This window comes from Aeromonas oralensis, from assembly GCF_049665575.1.
GTDB lineage: Bacteria > Pseudomonadota > Gammaproteobacteria > Enterobacterales > Aeromonadaceae > Aeromonas > Aeromonas hydrophila.
Window position 1 is genome coordinate 2,058,098 of sequence record NZ_CP187186.1, and the last position, 24,784, is coordinate 2,082,881.

Annotated in this window: 18 protein-coding genes, 1 other RNA gene and 1 pseudogene; 10 read left to right on the forward strand and 10 right to left on the reverse strand. The window is 61.1% G+C overall.

All coding sequences use genetic code 11. The features are described from left to right. Positions 1 to 46: 46 nt before the first annotated feature. The 7 genes from ACPDZI_RS09735 to ffs all read left to right on the forward strand — a co-directional run bounded on the left by ACPDZI_RS09735 (position 47) and on the right by ffs (position 6,706). On the forward strand, positions 47 to 859 hold the full coding sequence (locus tag ACPDZI_RS09735) for an enoyl-CoA hydratase (RefSeq protein WP_076360650.1): 813 nt from the start codon (positions 47 to 49) through the stop codon (positions 857 to 859). A 59-nt stretch (positions 860 to 918) separates the two neighbouring features. Continuing rightward, positions 919 to 2,022, forward strand: a complete 1,104-nt coding sequence (locus tag ACPDZI_RS09740; RefSeq protein WP_438834437.1) for an enoyl-CoA hydratase/isomerase family protein — start codon at positions 919 to 921, stop codon at positions 2,020 to 2,022. Positions 2,023 to 2,049: 27 nt separating this feature from the next. Next, complete coding sequence (gene mmsB / locus ACPDZI_RS09745; protein WP_438834438.1) at positions 2,050 to 2,970, forward strand: 3-hydroxyisobutyrate dehydrogenase; 921 nt, start codon at positions 2,050 to 2,052, stop codon at positions 2,968 to 2,970. 71 nt (positions 2,971 to 3,041) lie between these two features. Then, complete coding sequence (locus ACPDZI_RS09750; RefSeq protein ID WP_268015090.1) at positions 3,042 to 3,803, forward strand: SDR family oxidoreductase; 762 nt, start codon at positions 3,042 to 3,044, stop codon at positions 3,801 to 3,803. A 389-nt stretch (positions 3,804 to 4,192) separates the two neighbouring features. After that, the gene (arcD, locus tag ACPDZI_RS09755; protein WP_011705952.1) at positions 4,193 to 5,629 is read left to right on the forward strand and encodes an arginine-ornithine antiporter; all 1,437 of its coding nucleotides are present in this window, start codon (positions 4,193 to 4,195) and stop codon (positions 5,627 to 5,629) included. Between the two features lie 89 nt (positions 5,630 to 5,718). After that, positions 5,719 to 6,507, forward strand: a complete 789-nt coding sequence (locus ACPDZI_RS09760; RefSeq protein WP_011705953.1) for a sulfite exporter TauE/SafE family protein — start codon at positions 5,719 to 5,721, stop codon at positions 6,505 to 6,507. A 102-nt stretch (positions 6,508 to 6,609) separates the two neighbouring features. Then, positions 6,610 to 6,706: signal recognition particle sRNA small type (gene ffs / locus ACPDZI_RS09765), an RNA gene on the forward strand. Between the two features lie 560 nt (positions 6,707 to 7,266). Here ffs and ACPDZI_RS09770 read toward each other — a convergent pair. The 6 genes from ACPDZI_RS09770 to ACPDZI_RS09795 form a co-directional block, all read right to left on the reverse strand. After that, entirely contained in the window at positions 7,267 to 11,829 is a 4,563-nt protein-coding gene (locus ACPDZI_RS09770) for a putative Ig domain-containing protein (protein WP_438834439.1), read from the reverse strand. Positions 11,830 to 11,943: 114 nt separating this feature from the next. Then, positions 11,944 to 12,480, reverse strand: a complete 537-nt coding sequence (locus ACPDZI_RS09775; protein WP_438834440.1) for a GNAT family N-acetyltransferase — start codon at positions 12,478 to 12,480, stop codon at positions 11,944 to 11,946. Beyond that, complete coding sequence (locus tag ACPDZI_RS09780; RefSeq protein ID WP_263678668.1) at positions 12,480 to 13,019, reverse strand: phage tail protein; 540 nt, start codon at positions 13,017 to 13,019, stop codon at positions 12,480 to 12,482. Before ACPDZI_RS09780 ends, ACPDZI_RS09775 begins: the two co-directional genes overlap by 1 nt. Positions 13,020 to 13,049: 30 nt before the next feature. After that, the gene (locus ACPDZI_RS09785) at positions 13,050 to 13,625 is read right to left on the reverse strand and encodes a phage tail protein (RefSeq protein WP_076360655.1); all 576 of its coding nucleotides are present in this window, start codon (positions 13,623 to 13,625) and stop codon (positions 13,050 to 13,052) included. A 35-nt stretch (positions 13,626 to 13,660) separates the two neighbouring features. Next, complete coding sequence (locus ACPDZI_RS09790) at positions 13,661 to 14,215, reverse strand: phage tail protein (RefSeq protein ID WP_076360656.1); 555 nt, start codon at positions 14,213 to 14,215, stop codon at positions 13,661 to 13,663. Positions 14,216 to 15,140: 925 nt separating this feature from the next. After that, positions 15,141 to 16,043, reverse strand: a complete 903-nt coding sequence (locus tag ACPDZI_RS09795; protein WP_438834441.1) for a LysR substrate-binding domain-containing protein — start codon at positions 16,041 to 16,043, stop codon at positions 15,141 to 15,143. A 157-nt stretch (positions 16,044 to 16,200) separates the two neighbouring features. Here ACPDZI_RS09795 and ACPDZI_RS09800 point away from each other — a divergent pair, with 157 nt between their 5' ends. Continuing rightward, complete coding sequence (locus tag ACPDZI_RS09800; RefSeq protein WP_438834442.1) at positions 16,201 to 17,634, forward strand: glycoside hydrolase family 1 protein; 1,434 nt, start codon at positions 16,201 to 16,203, stop codon at positions 17,632 to 17,634. Positions 17,635 to 17,741: 107 nt separating this feature from the next. Here ACPDZI_RS09800 and ACPDZI_RS09805 read toward each other — a convergent pair whose 3' ends face one another. Further along, positions 17,742 to 19,667: a putative bifunctional diguanylate cyclase/phosphodiesterase gene (locus ACPDZI_RS09805; protein ID WP_168967376.1), complete on the reverse strand. Its 1,926-nt coding sequence runs from the start codon at positions 19,665 to 19,667 to the stop codon at positions 17,742 to 17,744. Next, positions 19,667 to 20,152 carry a molybdopterin-dependent oxidoreductase gene (locus ACPDZI_RS09810; protein ID WP_168967378.1) on the reverse strand — a complete coding sequence of 162 codons (486 nt, stop codon included), beginning with the start codon at positions 20,150 to 20,152 and terminating at the stop codon, positions 19,667 to 19,669. Before ACPDZI_RS09810 ends, ACPDZI_RS09805 begins: the two co-directional genes overlap by 1 nt. Positions 20,153 to 20,454: 302 nt before the next feature. Here ACPDZI_RS09810 and ACPDZI_RS09815 point away from each other — a divergent pair, with 302 nt between their 5' ends. After that, positions 20,455 to 21,744 carry an HD-GYP domain-containing protein gene (locus ACPDZI_RS09815; protein ID WP_168967380.1) on the forward strand — a complete coding sequence of 430 codons (1,290 nt, stop codon included), beginning with the start codon at positions 20,455 to 20,457 and terminating at the stop codon, positions 21,742 to 21,744. 44 nt (positions 21,745 to 21,788) lie between these two features. Here ACPDZI_RS09815 and ACPDZI_RS09820 read toward each other — a convergent pair. Next, positions 21,789 to 22,542: pseudogene (locus ACPDZI_RS09820) on the reverse strand (SDR family NAD(P)-dependent oxidoreductase). Between the two features lie 126 nt (positions 22,543 to 22,668). On the opposite strand from ACPDZI_RS09820, the gene ACPDZI_RS09825 reads away from it, so the two are divergent. Further along, on the forward strand, positions 22,669 to 23,592 hold the full coding sequence (locus ACPDZI_RS09825; protein ID WP_438834443.1) for a LysR family transcriptional regulator: 924 nt from the start codon (positions 22,669 to 22,671) through the stop codon (positions 23,590 to 23,592). Here ACPDZI_RS09825 and ACPDZI_RS09830 read toward each other — a convergent pair. Further along, positions 23,572 to 24,582, reverse strand: a complete 1,011-nt coding sequence (locus ACPDZI_RS09830; protein WP_268015082.1) for a helix-turn-helix transcriptional regulator — start codon at positions 24,580 to 24,582, stop codon at positions 23,572 to 23,574. The two genes, ACPDZI_RS09825 and ACPDZI_RS09830, sit on opposite strands and share 21 nt — an antisense overlap. Positions 24,583 to 24,784 lie beyond the last annotated feature (202 nt).

Genomic DNA, 24,784 nt, shown 5'->3' on the forward strand with positions numbered 1-24,784 from the left:
TTCAACCCTGTCATCATGGGGCAGGTTTTTTGACAAGGACAACGCAATGACAAGGATCAGGCTCGAATATCACGGTCACGTGGCCTATATCACCCTCGATCATCCTCCCGCCAACACCTGGACCCTCGCCAGCCTGCAGGCCTTCTTGCAGATGATGGTGGAGCTCGACAGCCGCCCTGACGTGGTGGCGCTGGTGATCCGCGGGGCCGGGGACAAGTTCTTCTGTGCCGGTGCCGATCTCAACATGTTTGCCGACGGCAACCTGGAGCACGCCCGCGAAGTGGCCGAGGCCTTTGGCCGCGCCTTCGAGGCGTTGGCCCGCTTTCACGGGGTGAGCATCGCCGCCATCAATGGCTATGCCATGGGGGGGGGCCTCGAGGTGGCGCTGGCCTGTGACATCCGCATTGCCGAGCAGCAGGCCAAGCTGGGCCTGCCGGAGGCCTCGGTGGGGCTCTTGCCCTGCGCCGGCGGCACCCAGCGCCTGACCGAACTGGTGGGGCCGGGCTGGGCCAAGCGGATGATCCTCTGCGGCGAGAAGGTGAGCGCCACCCTGGCCTACGAGATGGGGCTGGTGGAGGAGGTGGTGAAGGAGGGGCACGCCTGGGAGGCGGCGCACCAGATGGCCCAGCTGGTGGAGCGCCAGAGCCCGAGCGCGCTGCGCGCCTGCAAGACCCTCATCAATCAGGGGCGCAGCGGCCATCGGGACGCGGCACTGCCGCTCGAGCGCCGCCTGTTTCTCACCCTGTTTGATGATGCCAACCAGCGTGAAGGGGTGGCCGCCTTCCTCGAGAAGCGGGCTCCGCACTGGCATTACGACCAATCCAAGCCGGTAAAGAGTGAGGGAGTGAAGGATGAATGAGGTAATGATGGCGGCCCGCCATGTCGCAGGGGCTCGCACCCTGTCTGCGGGGGCTCGCCATGAGTGAGCCTGTGCGTATCGAGACCCACCCCACGGCGGATGGTCGTCATATCGGCATGCTGACCCTGGACAGCCCCGCCTCCCTCAACGCCCTGAGCCTTGAGATGATCCAGTTGTTGCAGGCGGCGCTGACCCGCTGGGAGCAGGATCCGGCCATCGTCTGCGTGCTGCTGCAGGGGGCCGGTGAGAAGGCGTTTTGCGCCGGTGGCGACATCCGCTCCTTCTACTACCGCAAACAGGAGGCGAGCGAGTCGGCACTGTTTGGCTATGCCCGCGACTTCTTCGAGCAGGAGTACCGGCTCGATCACCACATCCATCGCTACAGCAAGCCCCTCATCTGCGTGGCGGACGGCATCTGCATGGGCGGTGGCATCGGCCTCTTTGCCGGAGCTGGTTTTAGAGTGGTGACAGAAAAAAGCCTGTTCGCCATGCCGGAGGTGACCATAGGCCTCTATCCCGATGTGGGGGCCAGCTGGTTTTTGAGCCGCATGCCGGGGCTGCTCGGGCTCTGGCTCGGCCTCACCGGGGCCCGCTTCAACGGGGCGGACGCCATCGGCCTGGGTCTGGCGGATCACGCCATGGCGAGCCGCGAGCGGACCGAATTGCTGGCGCGCCTCGCCGCCCTCGACTGGTCTGACTCTACCGATACTGGCGAGCAGATTGAGGGGCTGCTGGCCGGTTTGCAGCGATCCCTTGGCCAGACGCTGCCGACCCCCGTGCTCTTGCCCCACCAGGCTTGCATCGATGCGCTGTTGGCCGGCCGCTCCCTGCAAGGGGTGTTGGCACGCCTCGCGGGCGCCGAGCTGGATGAACCGGCGCTGGCCCTGGCGCGGGAGACTTGTCAAAGCGGCAGCCCCATCAGCCGTGCCATCCTCTGGCGCCAGTTCTGGCAGGCAGGGCGCCAGTCGCTGGCCGAGGTGTTTGCCGACGAGTTGGCCCTCTCGGTCAACTGTGTACTCAAAGGGGATTTTGTGGAAGGGGTACGGGCCCTGCTCATCGACAAGGACAAATCACCCCGCTGGCAGGCCCCGCAGGCGGGCGAGGCTTGGCTGGATGACTTCTATCGTTGGCCCGAGGGGAACAACCCCCTGCGTCCCTGCTGACGGGCGATCACACACAAGGAACAGACCATGACAAGGATTGGATTTATCGGGCTTGGCAACATGGGGGGCCCCATGGCCGCCAACCTGGCCAGGGCGGGGCACACGGTGCAGGTGTTTGATCTGGTGGCGGAGAGCCTGACCCGAGCCATCGAGGCCGGCTGCATCGCCGCCGGTGATGCCCGCGAGGCGGTGAGCGGCTGCGAGCTGGTGATCAGCATGCTGCCGGCGGGGGAGCATGTGCGCAGCCTCTGGCTGGGCGAGGGTGCCGGTGAGCGGGGCGGGCAGGATCTGCTGGCGGCCCTGCCGCTCGGCGCCCTGGTCATCGACTGCTCCACCATCGACGTGGCCTCGGCCCGTCAGGTGGGAGCGGCGGCGCAGGCGCGCGGCATCCGTTTTCTCGATGCCCCCGTCTCGGGGGGCGTGGCCGGCGCGGCGGCGGGCACGCTCACCTTCATCGTCGGTGGCGAACAAGCGGATTTTGAGGCGGCCAAACCCGTGCTCGCCTGCATGGGGCAGAACCTGTTTCACGCCGGGGCGCTCGGCGCCGGCCAGATCGCCAAGATGTGCAACAACATGCTGCTCGCCATCCACATGGCGGGCACCGCCGAGGCGCTGGCGCTCGGGGTCAAGGAAGGGCTGGATCCGAGCGTGCTCTCCACCATCATGGGCAAGAGCTCGGGCAACAACTGGAGTCTCGAGCGCTACAACCCCTGGCCCGGGGTGATGGAAAACGTACCGGCGTCGCGCAACTATCAGGGGGGCTTCATGACCCGATTGATGGTCAAAGATTTGGGGCTCGCCATGGCCCTGGCCGAGCATGCCCACAGCGCCGTGCCCATGGGAGCCCTGGCCCGCAACCTCTTCAACCTGCACGCCACCAAGGGGCAGGGGGCCCGGGATTTTTCCAGCATCGTCGAACTCTATCTGGACAAGACAGAGGCGGGTTAAGGGCCGCTATCTACCTTTTTGCCCGATAGTCTTTGACTCGACAGTCACCGGCCATCACACCAGGAGCATTTATGGATATCACACAGAAAGTCATCGCCATCACGGGGGCGGGCAGGGGGCTGGGCCGCGCCATCGCCCTGAGTCTGGCGGAGCAGGGGGCGCAACTTGCGCTCATCGACGTCAACCGCACCGATCTGGAGGTGACCGAGGCGGAGGTGCGCAGCCGTGACGGCCAGTGCACCTTGTTCGTCTGCAACGTGGCGAGCGAGCCGGAGGTCGAGGCGACCTTCGCCGCCATCAAGGGGCAGCTCGGTGCCCTGCACGGCCTCATCAACTGCGCCGGCATTCTGCGCGACGGCATGCTGATCAAGGTGAAGGAGGGGGCGCTGACGGAGAAGATGAGCCTGGCCCAGTGGCAGAGCGTCATCGACGTCAACCTTACCGGCACCTTCCTGTGCGGGCGCGAGGGGGCGGCGCTGATGGCCACCGGCGGGGAGGGGGGCGTCATCATCAACATCTCCTCCATCGCCCGCGCCGGCAACATCGGCCAGAGCAACTATGCCGCCAGCAAGGCGGGGGTGGCCTCGTTGGTGGTCACCTGGGGGAAGGAGCTGGCTCGCCACGGCATTCGGGTGATGGGCATCGCTCCTGGAGTATTTGCCACCGACATGACGGCGGCGATGAAACCCGAAGCCATGGCCCGCATGCAGCAGGCCATCCCGGTGGGGACCCTCGGGCAGGCGGGGCAGCTGGCCCAGACGGTGCATTTTATTCTCGCCAATGACTATTTGTCGGGGCGGATGATCGAGCTGGACGGCGGCCTGCGCCTCTGAATATCGGCTCTCTGTTGCAGATGCCCCTGGCCCTCGGCGCAGGGGCATTTTTATTGAAACGTTTGTCAGCAGCCGGGTTTGCCGACCTCGGCTGCAAGCTGCATTCTCATGCAGGTCTGATCCATAAAAACGGGGCTCAGGTCATGGAAAAATGTGAAATATCAACGGGTCTTTCTTAATTTGAACCAGCTCACAGGCCCTCGGGGTCAGTGCTGTAAAATTGCGCGCGGTCAAGACGGTGCATGATTGACGGTACGAGGGATTGCGGTCGGAATAGTCATGCAATATAGTTGCCGCCTTTTTCACGGGGTACGGATTTCTAGCCCCTCCCATATTGCGCGCAGTATGAATACGGACGCTCTGCCGCCGCCTAATTAAACAGGATTGAGATGGACAAGAAACTGGGGCTTGGTGCCCTCATCTCGCTGGTGATCGGCTCCATGGTCGGTGCCGGAGTCTTCAGTCTGCCGCAAAACATTGCCGCTCATGCCAGTGCCGGGGCCGTCGCGCTGGGATGGGCCATCACCGGTATCGGCATGATCTGCCTCGCGCTGGTGTATCAGAACCTCTCCATGCGTCGCCCGGATCTCGATGGCGGCATCTTCAGCTATGCCAAGGCCGGTTTCGGCGATTTCATCGGCTTCAACGCCGCCTGGGGCTACTGGCTCTGTCAGCTGCTGGCCAACGTCTCCTACGCCATCGTGGTGTTCAGTGCGCTGAGTTACTTCTTCGACACGCCAGACAAGGTCATCTTCGGTGACGGCAACACGCCGGTGGCCATCACCTTGGCGTCCATTCTGATCTGGTCGGTGCACGCCCTGGTGCTGCGCGGCATTCAGGTGGCGGCGCTGGTGAACATCGTCACCACCATCGCCAAGATGGTGCCGCTCATCGTGTTCTGCGTGGCCATCCTGCTCGCCTTCAATATGGAGACCTTCACCCTGGATATCTGGGGTCAGGGCACCCCTGAACTGGGTTCGGTGATGGATCAGGTCAAGTCCACCATGAAGGTGACGCTCTGGGTCTTCATCGGCATCGAAGGGGCCGTGGTGGTCTCCGCCCGTGCCCGTCATCGCAAGGACGTGGGCCGCGCCACCGTGCTGGCGCTGCTGGGTGCCCTGGCGCTCTACGTCATGGTGACCCTGTTCTCGCTGGGGGTCATGAACCAGCCGCAACTGGCGGCCCTCAAGAACCCCTCCACCGCCATGATCCTGGAGGCCGTGGTCGGCCCCTGGGGCGCCTGGCTCATCAACATCGGTTTGGTGATCTCGGTGATGGGAGCCCTGCTGAGCTGGACCGTGCTGGCGGCGGAAGTGCCTTACATCGCGGGCAAGACCGGCGTGTTCCCCGGCTGGTTTGCCAAGGAGAACAAGAACGGCTCGCCGCAGGTGTCGCTCTGGTGCTCCACCTGCCTGGTGCAGACCTTCCTCATCATCATCTACTTCCAGAGCAGCACCTATCTGGCGCTGGTCAACATCGCCACCTCGGCGGCGCTGGTGCCCTACGTCTTCTCCGGTGCCTACGGGCTGAAGCTGGCGCTGAAAGGGGAGACCTACGCAGGTCAGCCCCATCAGCGCAAGCGCGACCTGTTCCTGGCACTGGTGGCCACCGGCTACGGCTGCTGGTTGGTCTATGCCGCCGGGGTCGAGTACCTGCTGCTGGTGGCGCTGCTCTACAGCCCCGGCATCTTCATCTACTGGAAGGCGCGCCAGCACCACGGGCTGCGCGGCCTCAACCGGCTGGAGCAGGGGATGACGGCGGCCCTGCTCGGTTGCGCGGTGCTGGCCTTCTACAAGGTGATGGACGGTACCATTCCCTTGAGTTAACCGGCACAATAAAGAGATGGCCCTTGGGCCATCTCTTTTTTTATGTGCAGCGCGCTTTTGTTCGTTGCACCGCCTCGGGAGGAATTTTTATGCTGTTTATGGGTTATCTGCTGCTGGGGGCGTTCGCCGGCATGCTGGCGGGATTGTTCGGTATCGGCGGCGGTCTCATCATAGTGCCCGTGCTGGTGCTGAGCTTTCACGCCCAGGGCGTTGCACCCGACATCATTACCCATCTGGCACTCGGTACCTCGCTGCCCACCATGATCTTCACCGGCTTCAGCTCGCTGCGCGCTCACCAGGAGGCCGGCGCGGTCGACTGGGTGATGATCCGCCGGCTCGGTGCCGGCATGCTGGTCGGGGCCTGGCTCGGCGGCATGACCGCCAACCTGCTCAGTGCCAGCACCCTCAACATCATCATCGGCTGCTTCGCCTGGACCATGGCGCTGCAGATGGGGCTCAACCTCAAGCCCAAGGCGGAGCGTCATCTGCCGGGGGCGCTCGGGACCGGCATCGCCGGCACCGTCATCGGCTGGATGTCGGCCTTGTTCGGCATCGGTGGCGGCTCGCTGACCGTGCCTTATCTGAGCTGGAACAGCGTGCCGATGCGCAACGCCGTGGCGGCCTCCGCCGCCTGCAGCATGCCCATCGCCCTGGCGGGCAGCCTCAGCTACCTCTACGCCGGCTGGAACAATCCAGACCTGCCAGAGTGGAGCCTGGGATTCATCTACTTGCCGGCGCTGCTCGGCATCGTGCTCACCAGTACCCAGTTTGCCCGGGTCGGGGCCAAGCTGGCGCACCGACTCTCTCCCCAGCGGCTCAAGCAGGCGTTCGCCCTGCTGATGCTGCTGGTGGGTGCCAAATTCATGCTGTTTAGCTGAACCCTTGGCCAGATTGTTGAAAAATAAGGCGAACAGCATGAGCGAGGGCAGAAAGCCGTTGCATTGAGAGGCCAGTTTGCCTATTCTCCTCGCCGGTGGTCCTATTGGTCCTCTCGCATTGATAACCCGTCGACCTGGTCAGGACCGGAAGGTAGCAGCCAAGGCGGGGAACTCGAGTGCCGGGATGTGGCTGGTAGGGCCACCACTTGTTTCTGCAATTCAATAAGTTACAGCTAATTATCCCCTTCAGACCTCTTGGTAATCCACTTTGTGTGGATGAATCAGGAGTCTTCTCTGTGAATCTCTGGTTCAGCCCTCAAGGTATCTGGTACTACCGCAAGGTGACAGTGCTCCCCTGTGGTCGCCGCAAAGACATCAAGAAATCTCTCCGTACTCGGGACAAGCTGGTCGCTCGTGAACAGGCGGCTAAGATGCTTGCCTGCGCTCGCTCTCGGGTAAAGTCTGTGGCTGTCCAGTCAGAGCCTCAGTCACATTCCCTGCCGGAGCTTCAGCAGCTACCGCAACAGACACTCTCAGCGGCCAATCCTGCCCCTAAGGCTGTTTCTGCGGCTCCGTCTGCCACTTCATCCCCTGTGCCTTCAGAACTCAGTGAGCGTTACCTGATAGAGAGGGCTGTCTTGGTCATCCAAAGAACTCAACAACTCGAAGCACTACATCGGTTAAGTCATCACAGCAAATGCACAACACTTAGCAGGGGCGCGGAGTGTTGTGCATTGTTGTTATCTCTTGGAGCTGGGTTCAGAAGCTGCCATTTAAACCCAGACGGAAAGAGTCGTTGCGTTCATTTGAACCAAGGTTGGTTTTGTATGAAATTCCTAGTAACCAAGCGTGTCCCAGGTTGAAATCAAGACCCATATCCAGGCTTGCTAAATCGCTCTCCCGATCATCGGGCTTGAGGTTGTAGAGGATGCCTTCGTCCCCCTGGTCGGTATAGCGCATCTTGTAGTCGCTGCTACGACTGAAGTTATGGCCCCACGCCAGGCCAATCTTTGGTGTTACCACCCCAAGCGGGGCCATCAGGTCATAGCTGGTACGCACCCCGAGGTAAGATGTGAAATTCTCTTGGCGGTGACCTTCGTAGGACAGACCGTAAATACCGCCACCATTTTCACGGTAAGCCTCCATGAGGGTTGTGCTGGCATTCAAGCGGCTGTAGGGGGCCAGTGACAGAGGCCCATTGCGATATTCATAGCTGGCAGTCAGGGATGCGAAGAATTGATCTGCACCCCGTGAGCCACTGGCAAATTCATCATCACTGCCGGTGATGTAGCGGTACGAGTCCAAGCTGATGCGGTTGTAGCCCAGCAGGCCATCGACATACACCTGCGGCACCTGACTCAGGCTTAGATAAGTGGCAATACCGATGGCATCCCCATCGCTGCGAGTGTTGTTCTTGCCAATATCACTGCGGTCGTTACCGATACCGATACCGATACCGACAATCGCGGTTGGTGATATGCGATAGTCAAAACCAGCGCTCAGGCCCAGTGTCGTGAAGCTATTGTCTTGCGCGCCCAGCGCATGGGTCGAGCCAACGTTAACGAAGCCATCGCTCCAGAATGCCAAGGCATCCTGTTTGCAACCATTCTGTACAGAGGTTACGGCCTTGTCTTTTTCCAGTTGTGTCTGATAGGTGGGTTCTCCCTGCTGACTCTGGATAGCTTTGGCGATCTCGCCGAGAGGCATATCACGGTCATCCTTGCGCAAACTGGCATTGAACGAAGTGCGGTCGCAATTTGTTTGATGCAACTGCTCAAGACGTCGGTTGAAGTTGTCCATCTGAGTGCTGGCGAAGCGCTCTGCTGTTCGGGTCTGAGCGTTAAGCAGGCCGATAACTTCGGCATCTTTGGTCGGGTCTGGACGTTCCTGAATGACGAAACTGATGGTGCTTGCTGAGCTGGCTCCGCTACCGTTTCGCAGCCTGAAGCTGACGATTGCCGTCCCGGCGAAGGCGACTGACGGTACAAAACGCATCGAGAATGGCCCCATCATCATTGCTCGCCCGGCGGAAGCTGGGGTGACCGAACCCAGTGTTGCTTGGGTGAACGGGCCACCAGTGGCACCTTGGGTCAAGTCGACAGTGGCAGATTGCCCCGCCGCCAGGGTCTGGCTGGATGCTGGTACGGAGATCTCCATGGCAGATATGGTGATCGAGAAGTTTTGCAAGCTGGTAGCTCCGTTGGCATCAGTTACTGTGATGGCCAGCTCGGTAGTACCGGCTGTGCTTGGCGTACCGCTAATGAGGCCGCTGGTTGCATTCAGGCTCAGCCCTTCAGGCAGGGCACCGGCGGTGATCGCATAGGTGTAGGGCGCGCTGCCGCCAGAGGCGGTGATGGTCTGGCTGTAGGCAGTGCCGACGCTGCCGTTGCTCAGGGTGCCGGGGTTTAGGGTAATGCTCGGTGTGCTGACAGTGATGGACACCGTCGCCGGGCTGGAGGTACCACTGGCGTTGGTGGCGGTGTAGGTAAAGCTGTCGGTGCCGGAGAATCCGGCGCTCGGGGTGTAGGTGATGCTGGTACCGCTGGCGGTGGCGATGCCATTGCTGGCGGTGCTGGCCACGGCCACGCTGGTGGCTGTGCCGGTGATGTTCAGGGTGATCGAGTTGGCGCTGCTGTTGGCCGCTACCGTGGCGCTGACGGCGCCTGCTACCGGCGCCAGGCCGTTGATCACCAGGCTGTAGGCCTGGAACCCGCTGGCGCTGTTGGCGTCGGTGGCAGTGACGGTCAGGTTGAAGGTGCCGCTGGCGCTCGGTGTACCGCTGATCATACCACTGCTGGTGTTCAGACTCAGGCCGGCCGGCAGGCTGCCAGCGGTGATTGCATAGGTGTATGGCGCGCTGCCGCCGGTGGCGGTGATGGTCTGGCTGTAGGCCATGCCGACGCTGCCGTTGCTCAGGGCGCCAGGGCTCACGACGATGCTCGGCGCGCTGACGGTAATGGTCACGGTGGCGGGGCTGGAGGTGCCGTTGGCATTGGTGGCGGTGTAGGTGAAGCTGTCGCTGCCGGCGTAACCGGCGGCTGGGGTGTAGGTGATGCTGGTGCCGCTGGCGGTGGCAGTGCCATGGTTGGCGGCGCTGGCAATGGCCACGCTGGTGGCGGTGCCGGTGATGTTCAGGGTGATCGGGTTGGCGCTGCTGTTGGCCGCTATCGTGGCGCTGACGGCATTGGCCACCGGTGGCAGGCCGTTGATCACCAGGCTGTAGGCCTGGAACCCGCTGGCGCTGTTGGCGTCGGTGGCGGTGAGGGTCAGGTTGAAGGTGCCGCTGACGCTCGGCGTACCGCTGATCACGCCGCTGCTGGTGTTCAGGCTCAGGCCGGCCGGCAGGCTGCCGGCGGTGATCGCATAGGTGTAGGGCGCACTGCCGCCGGAGGCGGTGAGAGTCTGGCTGTAGGCCATGCCCTGGGTGCCGTCGGGCAGTGTCGTCGGGGTTATCGCCAGGGTGGGCGTGCTGACAGTAATGGTCACCGTGGCGGGGCTGGAGGTGCCGCTGGCGTTGGTGGCGGTGTAGGTAAAGTTGTCGCTGCCGGCGTAACCGGCGGTCGGGGTATAGGTGATGCTGGTGCCGCTGGCAGTGGCAGTGCCATGGCTGGCGGCGCTGGCCACGGCGACGCTGCTGGCAGCGCCGCCGGTGATGTTCAGGGTTATCGAGTTGGCGCTGCTGTTGGCCGCTACCGTGGCGCTAACGGCATTGGCCACCGGTGGCAGGCCGTTGATCACCAGGCTGTAAGCCTGAGAGCCGGTGGCGCTGTTGGCGTCGGTGGCGGTGACGGTCTGGCTGTAGGCCGTGCCCTGGGTGCCGTCGGGCAGTGTCGTCGGGGTTATTGCCAGGGTGGGCGCGCTGACAGTAATGGTCACCGTAGCGGGGCTGGAGGTGCCGCTGGCGTTGGTGGCGGTGTAGGTAAAGCTGTCGCTGCCGGAGTAACCAGCGGTCGGGGTGTAGGTGATGCTGGTGCCGCTGGCGGTGGCGGTGCCATGGCTGGCGGCAGTGGCCACCGCCACGCTGCTGGCGGTGCCGCCGGTGATGTTCAGGGTGATCGGGTTGGCGCTGCTGTTGGCCGCTACCGTGGCGCTGACGGCATTGGCCACCGGTGGCAGGCCGTTGATCACCAGGCTGTAAGCCTGGGAGCCGGTGGCGCTGTTGGCGTCGGTGGCGGTGACGGTAAAGTTGCTGGTACCGCTGGCGCTCGGTGTACCGCTGATGGCGCCACTGCTGGTGTTCAGGCTCAGGCCGGCCGGCAGGCTGCCGGCGGTGATTGCATAGGTGTAGGGCGCACTGCCGCCGGTGGCGGTGACGGTCTGGTTGTAGGCCGTGCCCTGGACGCCGTCGGGCAGTGTCGTCGGGGTGATTGTCAAGGTAGGCGCGCTGACAGTAATGGTCACCGTAGCGGGGCTGGAGGTGCCGCTGGCGTTGGTGGCGGTGTAGGTGAAGCTGTCGCTGCCGGAGTAACCGGCGGTCGGGGTGTAGGTGATGCTGGTGCCGCTGGCGGTGGCGGTGCCATGGCTGGCTGCAGTGGCCACGGCCACGCTGCTGGCGGCACCGCCGCTCAGGCTCAGGGTGATCGGGTTGGCGCTGCTGTTGGCGGCCACTGTGGCGCTGACCGGCCCGACGGTCGGGGCTGGCACTGTGTAGGTATAACCGTTGGTCAGGGTCGCGGTGCCGCTCGGTGTGGTGACCACCACGTTCACCGCGCCGGCTGCGTGGGCCGGGGTGGTGGCAGTGATGGTGGTGGCGTTGTTGACGATGTAACCGGAGGCGGCTGTTCCACCAAAGCTCACTGCTGTGGCGCCGGTAAAGTCGGTACCGGTGAGAGTAACGGAGGTGGCGCCAGCAGTGCTGCCGCTGTTCGGTGCAACGGAAGTGAGGGTCGGTACTGCGGAGCTGGTGACCACCAGGGTATAGGTTGCGACACCGCCCTGATTCAGGCCGTCATTCAGGGTGATGCTGAATGTGTAGGTGCCGGCTGTAGTTGGTGCGCCGTGGAGCGTAGTGGTCGAGCTACCCGGCGACGGGTCGAGGATCAGGCCGGGTGGTAGGCACGGCGTCACGCCATCGTAGTTCGGGTCGTTGGCATCGCACTCAACCCATTGGTCCAGCGGCAGGGCACCGCCAGTCGAGCTGATGGGAATACTCATGGACTGACCTACCGCCACGCTAGGTAAGGTACTGCCCGAAGCTGGACTGGTGATCACGGGAGCTGCGGCCACTGCCTGGGTGGGCAGTGCCAACATTACCAGTAATATAATGAGTGAAATCAGTGGGCCTTTTACCTTGGTACCGAGTGTGGCAACTGGTGTTTTCATGAGGGCTTCCTGCCTTGCGACCGGTTCTTGGGTCGAATCCAACGTAAATGTTGATAAAGGTCCTACGGTTACAGCGTGGTTACAGCCAGTCAAACCACCTGTTCTTGCATGCGTTCAAGGGTTATTTAGGTGCTGATTGACAGCAGCCCTGGCGGGTCGCTGCATCTGGATATAAAGGCCGCTGTCGGTACTGGTCTGGAAGCCCAGTCGTTCATAGAGCCTGCGAGCTGGGTTACCTCGTTCGACGCTCAGACTGCAGGTGTGGTGATCGGCATCCGCCTCGGCGAGCAATGAGTACAGCAACTGCGTACCTATGCCCCGGCCGTGCCAGGCCGGGAGCAGGGCAATGTCGACGATATGCACATCGTGCGCCTGGCGATTCACGCACAGGCGTCCGATGGGCATTCCTTCCTGCTCGATGATCAGGAAGTCCGCCTTGGGGTAGTGTTTTTCATAGTGCTGGCGTTGCAGCTCGGCCTGGGACGCCAGAAAGGCACGACGTTGATCGTCATGCCAGCCGGGCACTGCGCTGACCTCGGCCCAGCGGCGTGACAGGTACAGCTCATGCAAAAAAGCCCGGTCGTGGTCGTCCTGCTGTCGCAGTTCGACCACTCGGCTTGTGGTTGGGGGCAGGTGGATGAAGTGTGTCATCAGTTTCTCATCGGGTACTCGCCATCCAGGCAGATGCAATAAACCAGCGTCAGGAAGGGTTGCATGGTGTTGCGCATGATCGGCGGTATCGTAGCGTTGCCGCTCGGCATCACCGTGCCTGGTGCCAGCTTGGGGTCAGTCGCGGACGGAGTGGTGTTGTTGTACAGACGCACATTGCGTGGTTGTGCCAGGTAAGTGCTGTTGCTGGGGGTGTCCACGGCCGCTGCTGTCTCGCTGCCGTCTTTGGCCAATACCGTGTGGCTGTGAGACGAGATATTGGTGGGCACCAGCTGTATCCTGTCGGCGCCCTGTTGAGTGCCGGGGATGGAGCCTATGGTTCCTCCTGTACCCATGGCGACCCGTCCGTTGAGATTGGGCAGTTTGAAGTTCTGTCCCGGAGTGCCTCCATACAGGGTACCAATCACCGAATAGAGTGCCGGATTCTGCTGGACAAGAAGGGTCGTTCCATCGCAATAGGCCCAGTTTTGCGGGGCGAAGTTGTAGGGGAACAGTCTGATTTCACCGGTAAATGCATCCATGGTCGGTCGTTCCAGATTGAGTGATGAAAGTTACTGGGGGCGAGTCGGGTACAGGCCGACCAGGCAAATGATGTAGCTGATGCTCAATGAACCCATCAGATTCGAATGAGGGGTCGCATTGATGCTGGGGGGAATCAGTGCCGTGCCGAGAAAGCCCGAGTTCAGGCTGTGGGTCGCTGAGGTACCGCTCGACTTGCTGTACAGGCCGGTGATGATGCCCGCTCCCGGGAACTTGCCGAAGGTCATTTTTCCGGGCGAAGTGGCGGGTGACGGCTCCGCGGAGGTGGCGGCGCCGGTGTTAGCCATGAAGGCATGGGTATGGCTCGGCGTGTTCTCCGGGCGCATGGTGACTTCTGCCAGGCCTGTGGTTGTCGACAGCACCCTTGGGGTCAGGCCCGGACCAGTCCCTGCCCCCACAACGAGTCGGCCGGAGTAGTCCGGCACTGCGAATGTATTGCTGCCGTTGCCACCGTACAGGGTGCCCAGTAACGAATACAGGGCTTGATTGTCGTTGATCGACAGCAGTTTGCCGTCACACAGCGTCCAACCTTCAGGCGCGTAGTTGCCGGCGAACATGCGGATTTCTCCGACGAATGCTTCAGACATATCAATTTCCTTGCTTGAGGGTCTGTTAACTGCCGTTAAGGCCGCGGTGGGTAGTAGCCGGTCGTGGCGATGCAGAAATAGCCCACGATCGAAGGCTGCATGTTCGGCATGGGCAAGCCCTGGGTTGGAACGACAGTGGTGCTGATCAAGGACACCAGCACACTGTCCGCGGCGTCCTCCGAGGTGTAGGTCGGTTTCGAAACCGCGCCTAGGGAGTTGGAGCTGATGGCAGGGATGTTGCCGGCGGGGCCAGCGTTGCCGGGGGTGTTCGAGACATGGGTGGTATGGGTGTGGGCGAGCAGCGAGTTTTGCGGCATCGTCACGGTTTCGCTACCGCCCATGGTGCCCCGTGCATGGGTGTCCATGATCGGAGCGACAGGCGAGGCCTGGACGTTCTGCCCCAAGGCGACCCGGCCACGCAGGTCCGGCAGGCCGAAGGTGGTGCTGCCATTGCCACCATAGGTATTGCCCAGCAGGGAGGCCAGCGCCACATTGCTTTGGAACGGCAGGACCTGGCCCTCGCAAGCGAGCCAGCCTTCAGGTGCCCAGCCCCAGGGGAACAGGCGAATTTCACCGAGAAAAGGATCCATGTTTTTCTCCTTGAACAAGATAATGGCGCCTAAATCCATTTACTGCAGGAGAGTAGCAAGCGCTCTTTTAGAGAATAGACTGGCTTGGATTCATTTGGCAAGTGTGTCTTCATATTTAATAGTGCATACGACGAATCACTAATAGTTGATATAATTACTCAACATCTTTTTTCATAAAAGCCCATGTGGTGGCTTAGAGTGCATTCGCATGCTATGTCGTAAATATATTGATTGAAAATCAGTATCCATACTGCACTATCAGAGTGAAATGATCAGCTGACAGCATTGATACATAAGTAAGTATTCTTCTATAGCCACTACGATGACTTGCATCAATATCATCCAACTCGATGTCGAGCAATGAGTGGTCACCCCGGTATAGATTAAAACCGATTCATTTCAATGTGTTATGGTGCTTAATCAAAAAATATAACTGTATTGATTTAGTCATCCCGGACACAAGTTTAGATGGCAAAATCGTTTGCATGTCCAGATGTGAAAGCTACGTTGTTTATTTAAGGCTGAATTCAAACTGAAAGACAGGCTAAAAAATAGTGAGTATTGATATTTTCCTACGCCTTGACTGTTCCAGAACCCTTATCATGAAAAGAGAACTATTTTATGGCGAATCATGTGGGAGTCTGCTGCAAGCAGAAAGTAAAATTAGGTAGTCTATTACATCAATTTCGGCATCTTGGTGACTTTTGATATGGTGGGATAAGATGCCTTTTAACTGAACCAATAACCCTCTTCGCATGTTTTCCGATCCTAGTGCAAGGTGGCCCATCGTTTTCGCAATGTTGGTATGAACTTCTTGATATTGTGGCCATGGCAAAGAGATGTCAGCGCTATCACGAAGCAACGGGTTAGTTTTGAACCTATGTATCAGGTGAAGAGACAAGAGCTGGCCATAACGCCAGCTGGCTCATGCCTGCTCTGAAGAAAGCCCCGCTTGCAGCGTGGGAGTAGGCTCACTCAACTCGGCGACAATTTGCCAGAAGGCGTCGATGAGCGGGCCCTTGCTGTGGGGCGGGCGGATGAGGCCGATGATCCAGCTCGCCTCGGCATCACGCAGTGGCAGGGTCAGCACATCCGGGTGTTCTATGGTGGTGGAGGAGGGCACCAGGGTCCAGGCGATGTCGGCGGCGGCGGTGGCGACGCCGGCGGCGAAGTCGTTGACGTACTGGATATCGCGAAAGCGCAGCCCGCTCTGGGCCAGATAGTTCATCAGGTGATCATAAAACGAGGGGGCCTTGTCCCGGCGCAAAATAGCCAGCGGTTTGTCCACCAGATCTTCCAGTTCGTTCACGCCAGCGTAGCTGGCCGGCAGCACGGCGACAAAGTGCGCCCGCACCACCGGCAGACAGTGCCATCCCTTGGGCGCGGGCAGGCGGCAAAAACCCAGATCCAGCTTGCCCTCGCTCAGAGCCAGCAACTGGTGGTGAGTAGAGAGATCGTTGAGCTCTATGGTGACCTGCGGGCGTTCGGTGCGAAAACGGGCGATGGCGGCGGGCACCAGGATCTTGGTGGCAACGCCAAAGCCGATGCGCAGGGTGCCGCTGTTGCCTGCCAGCACGTCACGGGCGGTGCGACCGAGTTGCTCGCTGGCCGCCACCAACGCGCTGGCATCCTGATAAAGGGCCCGCCCCAGCACGGTGAGGCGGGTACTGCTGGCATTGCGCTCGAACAGCTCGCCGCCCAGCTCCTCTTCCAGCCGCCGTATTTGCTTGCTCAGGGCCGACTGGGTGACGTGCTGGCGCACCGCTGCCTGACCGAAGTGCAGCACTTCTCCCAGGGTAACGAAGGCTTTCAGATCCCGTAACTCCATCCCGGCTCCTATGATTCCTGTTTGGAATGTTGAATGGTTTAATTTGTCATTGGACGGAATTTTATAACTGTTCGATGCTTATGCCAATTCCATTGGGCGCCGCCAGTCGGCGCGATAGAGGTGGCAGGTGCCACCGCCGCAGAAGGAGCAACCCCAGATGCATCACCACAAGTTCAACGACTTCCCCGCCGATTTTCTGTGGGGCGCCGCCTCCGCCGCCTACCAGGTGGAAGGGGCCTGGAACGCCGATGGCAAGGGTCCCTCGGTGTGGGATCTGTTCACCAAGCTGCCGGGCAAGACCTTTGAGGGAAGTAATGGCGACGTGGCGGTGGATCACTATCATCGCATGGAGGAGGACGTGGCGCTGATGGCGGAAATGGGGCTCAAGGCCTACCGCTTCTCGGTGAGCTGGCCGCGCATCTACCCGACCGGCCGCGGCGAGGTGAACGAGGCGGGGCTGGCCTTTTACGAGAAACTCATCGACACCCTGCTGGCGCATCAGATAGAACCGGTGCTCACCCTCTATCACTGGGATCTGCCCCAGGCGCTGCAGGATGAGTACGGCGGCTGGGAAGACCGACGCATCATCGAAGATTTCGAGCGCTACTGCGTGACCCTCTATCAGCGCTTTGCCGGTAAGGTGAAATATTGGGTGTCGCTCAACGAGCAGAACTACAACCTGACCAACGCCTATCAGCTCGGCACCCATCCGCCCGCAGTGCAGGACCGCAAGCGCTTCTTTGCCGCCAACCACATCGCGTTTTTGGCCAACGCCCGGGTCATCAAGGCATTTCGCCAGTATGTACCGAACGGCTTGATTGGCCCGAGCTTTGCCTATTCACCCGCCTATCCGGCGTCGTGCGATCCCAAAGACATGCTGGCGTTTGAAAACGCCGAGGAGTTCACCAACCTCTGGTGGCTCGATGCTTACTGTTTTGGCCGCTATCCGCAGGCGGCGCTCGCTTACCTGCGGGAGAACGGCGAAGCGCCAGATATCCTGCCCGGCGATCTCGAGCTGCTGCGGGAAGGGATGCCCGATTACATCGGCGTCAACTACTACTACACCCTGACCTTCACCGACAATCCGCTCGGCGGCCAGACCCTGCAGCGCATCAACACCACGGGGCAGAAGGGCACCACCCCCTCGAGCGGCATTCCCGGCCTCTATAAGACGGCCCCCAACCCGCACCTTGAAACCAGCAACTGGGACTGGGCCATCGACCCGACCGGGATGCGCATTGCCCTGCGCCGGCTCTCTTCCCGCTACGGTTTGCCGCTGATGATCACCGAGAACGGCCTCGGCGAGTTCGACAAGCTGGCAGAGGGAGATCGGGTGCACGACGACTACCGCATCGACTATCTGCGCAGCCACGTCAAGGCGTGCCAGGAGGCGCTGCAGGACGGGGTGGAACTGCTGGGCTATTGTGCCTGGTCGTTCACCGACATTCTGAGCTGGCTCAACGGCTACCAGAAGCGCTACGGCTTCGTCTTCGTTGAGCGTGACGAGCAGGGCGGCTCCCTGCGTCGGCTCAAGAAGGACAGCTTCTACTGGTACCAGGCGGTCATAAGCTCGGGCGGCAAAACGCTCTAAGCAAATCAGCAGTACTTTGACAGGCTCCGCCTACCAGCGGGGCCTGTTGTTTTTGGTGGGAACGATACGGTGAGACGAAAGAGGGGGGCCTGCCACGGGATGTGAGGTCAGTGATAGCTGGCGTCCATACTCTCTTCGGCGTTGTGGGCCAGATGGGTCATGGCATAGATGAAGAATTCGGCAGGGGAGAGCGGCTTGGAGTAGTAGTAGCCCTGGATCTCGTCCACCCCGATATGGGCCAGTTGCTGCAGTTCATGCAGGCTCTCCACCCCCTCGGCCACCACCACCAGCCCCAGCTGATGGGATAGCTTGGTGATGGACTCGACGAACATGAATTGCCGCGGGTCGGTCTCGATGTTGCTGACGAAGGACTTGTCAATCTTGAGCTTGTCAAAGCTCAGGGACATCAGATAGGAGAAGGAGGACCAGCCGGTCCCGAAATCATCCAGCGCGATGCGCACGTGGATGTGTTTGAGCTCCTTGAAGATGCGCTGGCTGAGCGGTAGATCGTCGAGTGCGATGGTCTCGGTCAGCTCCAGAATGAGTTGTTCGGCGCGCAGCGGGCTCTGTTGCAGCATCTCGTTGACCTGGTGGAACAGGGCCGGGGTGAACATGGAGTTGGAGAGGTTGATGGCCAGCTCCAGCTTGTCCACGAAGCTGGCCGGCAGTTGCGACATGTCGTGGTTGACCCGGCTGAATATCCATTTGCCAAGCAGCTCGCCGAGGCCGTTCTCCTCCGCCATGGCGATGATGTCCAGCGGGTTGATGAAGCCGTATTCGGGGTGATGCCAGCGGATCAGCACCTCCGCCCCCATGTTGTAGGCATTGCCCGGTTTTATCACCGGCTGATAGTGCAGGTAGAGGCTGCTGTTGGAGATGATATTCAAATGTTCACGCAGCTCGGCGGCCAGTTTCCGGTTGCGACTGTAGTGCTCGAACATCTGGTGGTTGAACACCTGCAGGTGGTTCTCCTTGAGCTTTTTGGCATTGGCGAGAGCAATGTCGGCGAACAGGATCAGCTCCTCGATTTTGTGTGCCGTGATGGGGTGTTGGCTTATTCCCATGCTGACATGCACCCGGTGCGCCGGATCGGCCTGAAAGACGATGGGCTTCAATTCATCGAGCAGTCGGACAAGGTAGGGAACACGGTGTTCGATGGGCATGGCGCCATAAATGAAGAGGGCAAATTCATCGCCGCCCATGCGGGCGATGAAGGTCTGGTTTTGCGCATACTCTCTGAGCTGGTTGGCCACCATGGTGAGCAGTTCATCCCCGGCGGCATAGCCTAGGCTGTCGTTGACCTCTTTGAAGTTGTTCAGATCGATCAGGCAGATGGTCAGGGTACAGTCGTCGGGCTGCTTGCCCTTGGCCAGCCGCGTCAGCCGGGCAATGAAGGCGGCCCGGTTGGGCAGCAGGGTCAGCGGGTCATTCCAGGCCAAAAAGTGCTGCAGCTTCATCTCCCGGGAGACCACGAACAGGATGAGCAGACCAATGGCCAGCAGGGCGATCAGGACCAGAACATGGCCTTCTCTGGTCTGCTGCAGCTCCTGGCGTTGTTTGATGGCAGAGGGGCCGGTGAAGTTCATCACCATCAGATCCCGGATGGAAGGCAGCAGCTTGTTCATTCTGTTGTCCATCTCGGCCAGTCGGGGGGCATCTGGCGCAGGAGTAACGACGTCCTGCTCATACTCCTTGATCAACTCAAAGAAGGTGTTGACCTTCTCGCTGGCGTTGAAGCGCTCGCGAATGAGGGCCGTCTCCTGACCGGTCAGGAAGATGTCCAGCCGGTTCCAGGCGATGTCATAGGCCTTGTTCAGCTGCGCGGCATCGGATTCACCGCTGCGATACAGCGACAGCTGCTCTTCGAAGCTGTGTAGCTCCAGCTCCAGTTGAGCTAAAGACCAGGCAGAGAGCTGGTTGTATTTCACCAGCTCGCTGAATGCCCGATCGTAATTAAAGAGTGACCAGATGGTCACCCCCATAAAGGAGACCATGATGAAGGCAAGGGAGATGAACTTGCCCTTGATCATCATTACATCCCTTCAAGTTTGATGACTTGCCACACCATCAGGCTGTGATATTGCTCGATATCCAGCTCAGGGTGATCCGACAGGGGGTAGATGACCCAGACCGGGCCCTTGTTGCGCAGCGTCAGTGCCTTGCCATCTTCCTCGATAGCCAGCAGTACGGGGTATTTCTCGGCATCTTCTCGCGGGATCACGGCGAAGTAGTCGTTCTGAGCCATCACTTTTATCTTGTCGGCGCTGATGCCGAGGGTATCGAGTACGGTTTTGAGCAGGACGCCGCGATAGACATGGGGGCCTTTGGTCCAGGGGGTGGTGGTGGTGACGCTGGCTTGCGGCAGCGCCTGCAACTGGGCGCGGCTGTACTCCATCTTGCCGGCGTTGTTGCAGCAACCCTTGGCGGCGACGCTGAGGATGACCTCATCGGCGCTGTAGGCCTGACTGCAAAACAGTAAAGACAAGAGGTAAAACAGGGGGAGGGTTAGCGCTTTCATGTTTGACTCCTTCATGGGCAACTTATTGATATCCAGCCAGTTGAGGCCGTTTCGCTCTAACCATAGACCATTTCCGAATGAATATTACTGATGGTTTAAGGTAACCACAAAGCCTCATTTCATTTACAACCATTACACAACCGGCACGTACCTTGCCAGATTGATCCAACTCATACTTTTGTCAATTAGATGTGGGTGCCGCGGTGAGGCGCCCCCTGGGGTCCACATCCTGATTTAAATTCAAGGTGTTTATCCGGATCCAGACACAGGATGTGTCACGTTGGCAGAGGTGGAAGCGCATCATGAACAGCAACACTCCTCACACCCGCAGCGGTGAGCTTATTTCCCAGCAGGTTGACTTGCGCCAGGTGGTATATGCCTTGTCGGCGTCGCTGGATCTGGTCGGCATTGGCGATGTGGCGCATGGCAAGCGGGTAGGCATCATGGCTGCCGAGTGTGGCAAGGCACTGGGGGCGAGTGACAGCGAGCGAGCCTGCCTGTTCGAGCTGGGGGTGCTGCATGACATCGGGGTCTCTTCCACCTTTATTCATTGTCATCTGGTCAGTGAATTTGACTGGGAGTCCTCCCAACGCCATTGCGAGGTTGGTTATACCCTGCTCAAGGACTTTCCGCCGCTGGCGCCCCTGGCGGAACCCATCCGTTATCACCACACCCACTGGCACCAGCTGCTGCAAACGCCAGGATTGGCGGCCAGCGTGATGCGCCAGGCCAACCTCATTTTCCTGGTCGACCGGGTGGATGCCCTGGCGGCGCCACATTACGGCGACGGCTCCCTGTTGATGCACACCCATGAGATCCGGCAACGGATCGAGGCGTGTGCCGGCGAGTTTTTCGATCCCGAGCTGGTGGCGGGCTTCCTCTCTGCTTCCCGCTCGGAGGCGTTCTGGCTGCAACTGGAGGGGCGCGCCATCACCGACTACATGCGCGACATGCTGAGCGAGCGGGAGCCTTGTCTCACCAGCAACGGTGAGCTCAAGCAGCTGGCACGGATCTTCTCGGCCATCGTCGATGCCAAGAGCCCCTTTACCGTGGCTCACTCCCTCGGCGTGGCAAGATTGGCCCGGCTGCTGGCCGAGCTGATGGGCATTGACGAGGGACGCTGCGAGCAGCTGGAGATTGCGGGACTGCTGCACGATCTCGGTAAACTGCGGGTACCCGACGAAATCCTCGACAAGGCAGGAAAGCTCGATGAGCGGGAGCGGGCCATCATCAATACCCACAGTTTCGAGACCTATCAGATCCTGCGCCATATCGACGGCTTCGAGGCCATCGCCCTGTGGGCTTCCTATCACCATGAAGAGCCCAATGGCTGCGGCTACCCTTTCCACCTCACCGCCGAAGCGATGCCGCTGGAGGCGAGGATCCTGCGGGTGGCCGACATCTTCCAGGCCATGGTGCAGAACAGACCTTACCGGGAGGGGTTGAGCGCCGGGCAGGCGCTCGACTTTTTACAGCAACTGGCCAGTCAGAACCGGGTTGACATCGCCGTGGTCGAGACGTTGGCCACCCATCTGCCGCAGGCGCTGTGTGCCGCCTGCGGGCAGGCTCCTGAAATCAGTTCAAGCCACTGACGAGCTGCCTCTGTTGGCAGGGGGTATCCTCTGTGCAGGCAGGTTTAGAGGAACATGCCGCCCGAGGCCTCAATCCGCTGGGCATTGATCCAGCGGCTGTCAGGGGAGAGCAGGGCGGCAATCACGCCACCTATGTCTTCCGGTTGGCCCACCCGTCCCAAGGCGGTCTGACTGGCGATGAAGTCGTTGACGGCCTGATTGTCCCGCACCACCCCCCGCCAAAGTCGGTCTCGATGGCCCCCGGCGCCACCACGTTGACGGCGATGCCGCGCGGCCCCAGCTCCTTGGCCAGGTAGCGGGTCAGCACTTCGACACCCCCTTCATGGCCGCATAGGCGGCATAACCGGGCAGCGCAAAGCGGGTGAGCCCGCTCGACAGATTGAGGATGCGCCCGCCATCGCGGATCAGCGGCAACAGCTGTTGCGTCAGAAAGAACACTCCCTTCAGGTGAATGTTGAACAGGGTATCGAACTGCTGTTCGGTGGTCTGCTCTATGCTGGCGTGAATGCCGATGCCGGCGTTGTTGACCAGAAAATCGATCTGCTGGCGCTGCCATGCGCTCAGCAGCTCCTGTACCTGGCGGGCGAAGGTGGCAAAGCTGCTGCTGTCGGCCACATCGAGGGGGAGGGCGTGGGCCTGGACGCCGAGTGCGATCGCCTCGGCCACCACGGCCGCCGCTTCATCGGCCTGACTGCGATAGGTGATGATGAGATCGACGCCGCGGGCGGCGAGGGCCAGCGCCGCCTGTTTGCCAAGACCGCGGCTGGCGCCGGTGATGAGTGCGATGGGGTGGGCCATGAGGGGACTCCTGTCTGTGGGTAATGCGCTCGGGATGAGCCGGTGTGATCACTCTATTGTTCGTTGTTGATTGGATAAATGCGGCGATAATGAATGCACTGTTCCAATTGGCGAGACAATAGCGGCATGGATCAACTGGATGCGATGAGGATGTTTGTGCGGGTGGCGGAGCTGGAGAGCTTTACCCGCAGTGCCGAACAGTTAGGTATCCCCAAGGCGACGCTCTCGGCGACCATTCGGCGGCTGGAGGAGCAGATGGGCACCCGTTTGTTGCAGCGCACCACCCGGCGGGTTCAACTGACCCCGGATGGCAAGCTCTGCTACGCCCGCTGCCAGGATCTGTTGGCGGACATGGAGGAGTTCAACGGGCTGTTTCGCCAGCAAGGGCAGCTGAGTGGCCAGCTGCGGGTGGACATGCCGAGCCGGATGGCCCGCCATCTGGTGATCCCGGCGCTGCCCGCCTGGCTTGCGGCCCACCCCGACCTGCAACTGCTGCTGAGCAGCACGGACCGGCGGGTCGATCTGGTGCGGGAGGGCTTTGACTGCGTGATCCGGGTCGGGGCACTCGAGCCCTCCAGCCTGGTGGCACGCCCCCTCGGCCACTACCGTCAGATCAACTGTGCCAGCGCTGGCTACCTGGCCCGCCATGGGACACCGCGTAACCTGAGCGAGCTGAGCGGCCATCGGCTGGTGCACTACGGCGGTGGCAGCGGGCCCAGGGAGAGCGGTTTCGAGTATCTGCAGGCGGATGGCTCGCGCGCCGTGCTGTCAATGAGCGGAGCGCTCACGGTGAACGACAGCGAATCCTATCTGGCGGCGGCGCTGGCCGGGCTTGGCATCATCCAGTTGCCGCGAGTCGGGGTGGAGCCACTGCTGGCCAGTGGCGAGCTGGTGGCCATTCTGCCAACGTGGCAGGCGCCCCCGCTGCCCATTCACGCCCTCTATGCCCATCGCCGCCAGCTGGCCCCCCGGGTGCAGGCGTTCATCCATTGGCTGGCAGAGCTGCTTGCCAGGGCCCTGGCCGGGGAGTCAGAGTCGGCTGCGCCTTGAACGAAATTCCCTCGGCGAGAGGGCAAACGCCTCCCTGAAGAAGCGGCTGAAGCTGCTCTGGCTGGCAAACCCGAGGCGTCCGCCCACCTCCTGTAGCTGCAGGGTGGGGTCTTGCAGCAGACGACAGGCCTCCTCACGTCTTACCTGCTCCAGTAGGGCCGAGAAGTGGCACCCTTCCTCGCGCAGATGGCGGTTGAGGGTCCAGCGGGTCAGTCTGAGGGCGTCGCAGACCCCTGCCAGCAGGGTGGGCGAATCGACGCACTCCTGCCAGAGCCGCTGCCGGATGAGCCCAAGCACCCGCTCCCGATAGTGGCTGCTCGGGCGCAGCAGCCGCATCTGGCCATCGAGCTCCCCCAGCAGCAGGGGTTGCAGGGGAAGGTTGCACTGCCCGTGAGCGAGATCGAGCAAGGATGCGGGGAAGCGAAGTTCAAAGCGCTCTCCCCGTTGCAGCCGCTCCCCCAGCCAGCTTGCCAGCTCGCGCCATAGCTTGGGCCGCACCGGGGTGGGCAGCACCAGCAGCCCCTGGCCCGGGTGGTAGAACTGCAGCAGGGCATAAAGGTGGCCAAGGTTGGCCAGGCTGCTCATGGCGATGACGTCCGGATGATCGGACTCCGAGTGGTAACTGAGCCTGGCCTCTCCCTCTTCTTCCCGCAGGACGATTCGATCGCACTCGCCGATGAGAGGGCGGTAGGCGAGAAAGAAGTGCAGGGCCTGGCGCAGGTTGGCGGCGTTGCAGCACAGGCTCGCCAGCGGCAGGTAGTCGGCAAAGAGCCCCGAGAGCGAGGGTGGCGACCACTTGTGGGCCAGATCCATATGGGGGGCGACCTGGGTCAGCAGCCGGAAGTGGCGCTGGGCGTCGATCCTCCCATGGGGGAGCAGCAACTCTTCTCTGGCAATACCGGCTTCTTGCAGGAGCTGGGCCGGATCCCGTCCCTCTCTTTGACAGTGGTTGAGGCAGTGCAGGGCAATCCGGTTGGAAACTGTCTTCACGGCAAAAATCCTTGTCAGCGGTGGCCCACCATCATCTGCCAACGACCATGAATTGCCGTGAGCCAGGTTCGGCTTCATGTTTCTGAAATGTAACCAAGGGTAACCCTGCAACCCTTTTCACACTTTTCGATGCTGCTCCCAACCGGCAACTTCCTGCACCCGACAGGCAAGTGAGGGGGGGCCACTTTTGCATAAAGTGGCC